We start from the raw sequence: 5969 nt of genomic DNA on the forward strand, positions 1-5969 counted from the left end.
GATCACCGACGCCGCCGTCAACGCGGGCGACTGGGCCGGTATCGAGGCTCAGGTGAAGAAGACGGTCGACGCCGTCGCCGCCTTCCGCGCCTCCAAGGGCTGATTATCTGGGCGCGTCGGGGTGCGGCGGTCGGTTCGGCGGCCCATCCCGATGCGGCTCCCTGTGTGCCCCACCCTTGCGCTGCAGGATCGGCGACAGGGTCTTGCGCTGCTCAGGCGTCAGTTCCGCCAGCACGGCGATGGCTTCATTCTCCAGCCGGGCGCGACCGCGCAGTTCCGCCGAACGTGACTGCTCCAGCAGAGCCTGAACCCTGGCTGCGTCATAAACATCTGCGCCTGCGACCACGACCGCCTCACGCCGCGCCGCACGGGCCGCTTCAAAATCAGGACGGGCGGCCAGGGCGGATTCGCGCAGGCTCGTATGGACCTTCTCGCGAATCTCCGGCGGCAAGCTGGCCAGCATTTCGCCAAAGCCCCCCTGACGGCCCGGCGTATTCTGGGCCTCGATCTTGCGGTCCATCTGGGCGCGGCTGACGCCGTAAGCCACCCCGCCCGCCACCGCGAACAGGTTCAGGGCCACCGACACGGCCAGAGCGATCTTCAGCGTCTTGTTGCTCATCCCAGAACCTCGGTGTCGTCCACGCCGCTCAGTGTCGACTGATAGAGAATGGCGTCGGCGCGCTCATTGGCGGTGATGTGCGACGTCAGGCCCACGCCCGCGACCACGCCCGCACAGGCCGCCGCCGCCCAGCCCGCGCCCAGCACCCAGAACAGGCGGTGCAGATGGCCGCGCCCCGTCCGCACCCTGGACTTGGGCGCAGCCGCCAGAACGCGGGCGGTCAGATCAGCGGACGGCGTCACGCGCGGCGAGGCGTCCAGCAGGGCGTCCAGCGCCGCCGCATCCTCCAGCACGGCGCGCGCAGCCGGGTCGGCCGCGATCAGGCTCTCGGCGAAGGCGCGCTCGTGCGCAGGCCAGCGGCTCAGGTCCGCGCCGTAAGCCTCCGCCAGAACTTCAAGCCGTTCGATCTTCATCGTCCGTCTCCCACACGCCGCCCGTCAGATCGGGGCGACAGATCCGCCAGGGCCGCGCGCAACGCCCGCCGCCCCCGCGACAACAAACTCTCCAGCGCCTCGACGCTGATCTCCATCAGAGCCGCCGCCTCGATATTGGTCAGCTCCTGATAATGGCACAGCACGATGGCCTCGCGCTGCCGATCCGGCAGTTTGGCCAGCGCCGCATCGACGCGCCTGCCCGTCTCGGCGGCCAGCAGGCCGCGATCCGGCGCCGGGCCGTCGTCCGGTCGATCCGGCGGCGTGTCGGTCGGGATTTCCCGTCGTCGCCGCAGCCGGTCGTAGCAGAGGTTCAGCGCCACCCGATGCAGCCAGGTGTCGAACTTGGCCTTGCCCGTCTGCCAGGTAGGCGCCTGCCGCCACGCCTTCAGCATGGCCTCCTGCGCCACGTCCTCGGCTTCGGCGGGATCGCCCAGCATCCGCTGCGCCAGCGCCAGAATGCGCGGCAGCTTGCGTTCGACCAAGGCCTGAGACGCCGCCGGATCGCCCAGACCCACACGGCGCACCAAATCCTCGTCGGGGTCGACGACTGCGACCAATCCAGCCTCTTTCGTTAGAGCCTGATCGGTTGAGGCAGGATCGCTGCGCGATCTCGCCGACGCCGTGAATCAGGCTCTTAAAAAATGCCGGAGCGAAATCCGGGCGGCACTGGCTTGCAGCCAACGCCTCCGATTTCGCTCTGGCGGCGAAAGGGACCGATTCGCACAGAACGGACGACCCCGACATCTCTCTTACTCCGAAGCCGGAGCCGGGGAAGCCGGTTGTTGCCCCGGACGGTGCTGCCCGCGCCCCTGACGGTGCTCAGCCCGGCCTTCGCGACGCTGTTCGGCGCGCGCATTCCAGCCTGCGCGACGTTCAGCCGCCGTCAGGACGCCGTCGTGGTTCGTGTCCAGCTTGGCGAACTGTTCGGTCAGCTTGGCGCGGACATCGGCGATGACGATGGGGCCACGCTCACGCGCGCCCTCTGCACCGCGCGCACCACGATGCGCCGCGCGCATGGGGCCGCGATGACCGCCGCGCTGTCCGGCCCATTGCCCTGCCCGCTCCGCACGCGGACCACGCTCAGCGCGTGGCGCATTGGCGGCGTCGAACTCAGCGCGGCTGATGGAGCCGTCACCGTTAGCGTCCATTTTGGCGAAGCGTTGGTTCAGACGCTGCGTGCGCTGCGCCTGCCGCGCGGCCTGCATTTCCTCCGGCGTGACAACGCCGTCGCGGTTCGTGTCCGTCGCAATCAGTCGGGCCAGACGCGCATCGACGAACTCGGCCTGGGTGACCGAGCGTTCAGCCGCTGCGGCACGTGCCGCGTTCGGAGCGCGGTTCGGTGCCGGGGTCTGGGTCTGGGCCATGGCCATGCCGGATACGGCAGCCAGTGCGATGGCGGCGACGCCGCCGATCATGGTCTTCTTCATCCTGTGGTCTCCTTGAGCCGTCCCGAGGAACGGCCAGTGTTCAACCCTGTCGAAGGTTTGAACGGAGAACCCCGGATTATCCGTCGCGGGCCGCCGGAACAGCCTGTTCGAACGCCGCCCGCGCCCGTGCGCGCAGGTCCGTCAGGTCGCGCTTCATCGTCTCGAAATCCGCCGCCCCGACCGCCTCGGCCAGACGCAGCTGGAAGACGGCGGGCTCAGCCTCGGGATCGACCCGGCCTTCGAAGGCGGCGGCCAGCAGGTGATTGATCCGCTGCTGGGTGCGCCAGGCCTCGGCCAGAACCGGATCGTTTTCCAACGCCTTCAGCGTCGAGACCGTCAACGGCTGGCCGTTCGCCGCCGCCTGAAGCTGGCGGTACTGGGCCGTAAACTCGGCATCCACCTGCCCGCCCGGCGACAGCTTCAGATCCCAGAAGCCGTGCGGCCGCCGCTCGCGGTCCATCAGGGCGCGCATCTTGCGCACATCCGCCCCGATATCGACGCCAGGTCGCGGACGGCGCAGCACCGCCTCAAGCGTTTCCAACACCCTTTCCCCAAAGGCCGGATCGCTGGCCCAGACGACGCGGGCGCGGGTCAGGACCATGAACTCCCAGCTCTCGGCCTCATGTTCATAATAGTCGACGAAGGGCGCCAGACGCACCGACACCGGCCCCTTGGACCCCGTGGGCCGCAGCCGCATGTCGACCTCATACAGCCCGCCCTCGGCCGTATGCGCCGACAGGGCCGAGATCAGCCGTTGGGTGAAGCGCACATAGAAGACGTCCGCGCTCCAGCCCTTGATCTCCGACAGGGCGCCGTCGGGGGCGTCATACAGGGTCATCAGGTCCAGATCAGACCCGGCCGACATCTCGCGCGATCCCGCCTTGCCCAGCGCCACCACCGCCACAGCGCCGCCGGGGAAGGCGCCGCCCAGACGCTCGGTCTCGGCTAGGGCCGCCGGGGCCAGTGTCCGCATCGCCGCATCGGCCAGGGCGGCATAGGCGCGCCCGGCCTCCTCCGGCCCAGTACGCCCGCTGATGGCGTGGATGCCGATGCGGAACATCTGTTCGCGGTGCAGGCGGCGGACAACGTTCATAGCCCCTTCGAAATCGCCCGCCTCCTCGGCCTCGACCAGCATCTGTTCGACAAGTCCGGTGTCTTCCGACAGATCGGTCAGGAACCGCGCATCCAGAATGCCGTCCAGCGCAGCGGGCTGGCGGCCCAGCTGACGCGCCAACCGGGGTGCAAAAGCCATCACCCCCAGCACCATGTTGAACAGCTTGGGCTGGTTCAGGAACAGGGCCTGCACCTGCACCCCCGCCGCCAGACCGGAGAAGAAGGTGGCGAAACGGCGGAAGGCGTCATCCGGCGCCCCCGTCCGCGCCAGGGCCTGCAACAGACGCGGCGCCAGCCGGGTGAACAGTTCACGCCCTCGCGCCGTCCGGGTCGCCGGGATGCGGCCATGGTGCCAGCTGCGGATCGTGTCGGACACGCTGGCCGCCTCGGTGAAGCCCATCCGTTTCAGGGTCTCCAGCGTCTCGGGGTCGTTCTCGACCCCCGTGAAGACCAGACTGCCGTAAGGCGAATCCAGTTCCTCGCCGCCCTCGAACAGTTCGCCATAGCGGGTGTTCACTCGGACCAGCAGGTCTTCGATCCCCGCGTCGAACCGGGCCAGATCGCCCTCGCCCGCCAGCGCCGCCACCGCCCCGCGACGCTCAGCGTCGACCGGGAGTTTGTGCGTCTGCTCGTCGTCCAGCATCTGCACCCGGTGTTCCAGCCCGCGCAGTTCGACATAGGCGGCGGACAGTTCCTCAGCAACCTGCGGCGGGACATGCCCTGCCTGCGTCAGCGCCGCCAGGGCGTCCAGCGTGCGCGGCGCCCGCAGTTCGGGATGGCGTCCGCCCAGGATCAACTGCTGGGTCTGGGCGTAGAATTCGATCTCGCGGATGCCCCCGCGCCCCAGCTTCAGATTGGCGCCCGCCGCCTGCAACCCCTCGCCGGTCTTGTAGGTGTGGATCTGTTTCTTGATCGACTGGATGTCCAGAACGGCGGCGTAATCCAGACTGCGCCGCCAGATGAAGGGGATCATCGCCTTCAGGAACCGGCCCGCCGCGCGCATGTCGCCCAGCACGGGCCGCGCCTTGATAAAGGCCGCCCGCTCCCAGTTCTGGCCGACGCTTTCGTAGTATCCAAGCGCTGCGGGCGCCGCGACCACCGGCGGGGTCGAGGACGGGTCGGGCCGCAGCCGCAGATCGACGCGGAAGACATAGCCGTCCGCCGTCCGCTCGGTCAGCAGGGTGGCCAGAACCTTGGCGGCGCGATTGACGAAATCCTGCATCTCCACACCGTCGGCCAGAGCCACCGTCAGCAGGCGCGGCTCATAGAAGAGCGAGATGTCGATGTCGGACGAATAGTTCAGCTCATTGGCGCCGTGCTTGCCCATGGCCAGACCGAACAAGCCGGGAATGGGACCGCGTGAATCGTCTGGCGCGGTCAGCAGCCTGCCCTTTTCGCGCTGTTCATTGGCGACGGCCCGCAGCGCCGCACGGCACGAGGCGTCGGCGAACCGCGACAGGGCCGCCGTCACCGGGTCCAGCCCCCAGACCCCGCCCAGATCGGCCAGCGCCGTCAGCAGATGCAGGTCCGCCTTCAGCACCCTCAGCGGCGACTTCATGGCCTCTGCATCCCCGGTCAGGGCGTCGGTCTCGGCGATGATGACATCCAGATGCCGGTCGGGGACACTCTCCAGAATCCGCCGAAGTTGCGCGGGCCGACGCCGCATCAGCCCCGACAGATAGGGCGACGCCCCCGCCACCGAAGCCAGCGCGGGCCATGCCGTATTCAGCACCTCCAACCAGCCGTCGGCAGAGGCGGCCTCGGCCAATGTCTCATGCAGGCGTTCCGCGGCGCCGGGGCTGTGGACCGGACCAGCAGGTTTCAGGCGCTCATAAAGCGGACGGGACTTCTGCGTGGGCATTCAACTCTTCCGCTTATGGATTACCCGAGGCGGGTGGCAGGACCAGCGCCACCCGCAGGCCGGGGCCGAAATCACCGTATGCGCCCGGACCTTCGTCCAGCACCACGCGCCCGCCGTGCGCCTCGGCCACCGCCGTCACCAGCGACAGGCCAAGGCCGGAACCCGGCTCGGTGCGGCTGTTGTCCAGACGCACGAACCGTTGGACCACGCGCTCGCGGTCCTCTTCGGGCACGCCGGGGCCGGTGTCGGTGACGGAATATTCGATCTCGCCCGACGAACGCCTGCGCGCCCTCAGCTTCACCGCCCCGCCCGCCGGCGTGTATTTGATGGCGTTGTCGATGATGTTGGCCAAGGCCTGCGCCAGGAAGGGCTGATTGCCCTCGATCATCAATCCCTTCTCGACCTCGGCGGAGAAGTCGATCTCCTTGTCCTCGGCGGCGGGTTCGTAAAGCTCGGCCATGTCGGCGGCCAGATCGGCGGCGTCGATGACCTTGGGGTCTGGCGCTCCGCCCGCC

5 protein-coding genes and 1 pseudogene are annotated in these 5969 nt (G+C 68.8%); all 6 read right to left on the reverse strand.

The window, feature by feature from the left end; translation table 11 throughout:
• Positions 1-103: 103 nt before the first annotated feature.
• Complete coding sequence (locus QZ281_RS08905; RefSeq protein ID WP_292227334.1) at positions 104-619, reverse strand: periplasmic heavy metal sensor; 516 nt, start codon at positions 617-619, stop codon at positions 104-106.
• A complete protein-coding gene (locus QZ281_RS08910) occupies positions 616-1032 on the reverse strand; it encodes a hypothetical protein (protein WP_292227336.1) in 417 nt (138 codons plus the stop codon). Before QZ281_RS08910 ends, QZ281_RS08905 begins: the two co-directional genes overlap by 4 nt.
• Positions 1029-1613, reverse strand: a pseudogene (locus QZ281_RS08915) (RNA polymerase sigma factor); the annotation flags it as partial. The pseudogene QZ281_RS08915 and the gene QZ281_RS08910, both read right to left, overlap by 4 nt.
• Positions 1614-1802: 189 nt before the next feature.
• Entirely contained in the window at positions 1803-2480 is a 678-nt protein-coding gene (locus QZ281_RS08920; RefSeq protein WP_292227338.1) for an EF-hand domain-containing protein, read from the reverse strand.
• Positions 2481-2556: 76 nt separating this feature from the next.
• Positions 2557-5454 (reverse strand): bifunctional [glutamine synthetase] adenylyltransferase/[glutamine synthetase]-adenylyl-L-tyrosine phosphorylase, encoded by a 2898-nt coding sequence (locus tag QZ281_RS08925; RefSeq protein WP_292227340.1) that lies wholly within the window; start codon positions 5452-5454, stop codon positions 2557-2559.
• Between the two features lie 13 nt (positions 5455-5467).
• Positions 5468-5969, reverse strand: a 502-nt coding sequence (locus QZ281_RS08930; protein ID WP_292227342.1) for a HAMP domain-containing sensor histidine kinase, incomplete at its 5' end; no start/stop codon positions are given.

Source organism: Brevundimonas sp., from assembly GCF_018608325.1.
In the GTDB taxonomy this organism is placed as follows: domain Bacteria; phylum Pseudomonadota; class Alphaproteobacteria; order Caulobacterales; family Caulobacteraceae; genus Brevundimonas.

What these genes read in the sequence shown, in the direction of transcription:
- QZ281_RS08925 (WP_292227340.1), bottom strand. Translation starts at nt 5,454, where the DNA reads ATGCCCACGCAGAAGTCCCGTCCGCTTTATGAGCGCCTGAAACCTGCT.
- QZ281_RS08920 (WP_292227338.1), bottom strand. Translation starts at nt 2,480, where the DNA reads ATGAAGAAGACCATGATCGGCGGCGTCGCCGCCATCGCACTGGCTGCC.
- QZ281_RS08905 (WP_292227334.1), bottom strand. Translation starts at nt 619, where the DNA reads ATGAGCAACAAGACGCTGAAGATCGCTCTGGCCGTGTCGGTGGCCCTG.
- QZ281_RS08910 (WP_292227336.1), bottom strand. Translation starts at nt 1,032, where the DNA reads ATGAAGATCGAACGGCTTGAAGTTCTGGCGGAGGCTTACGGCGCGGAC.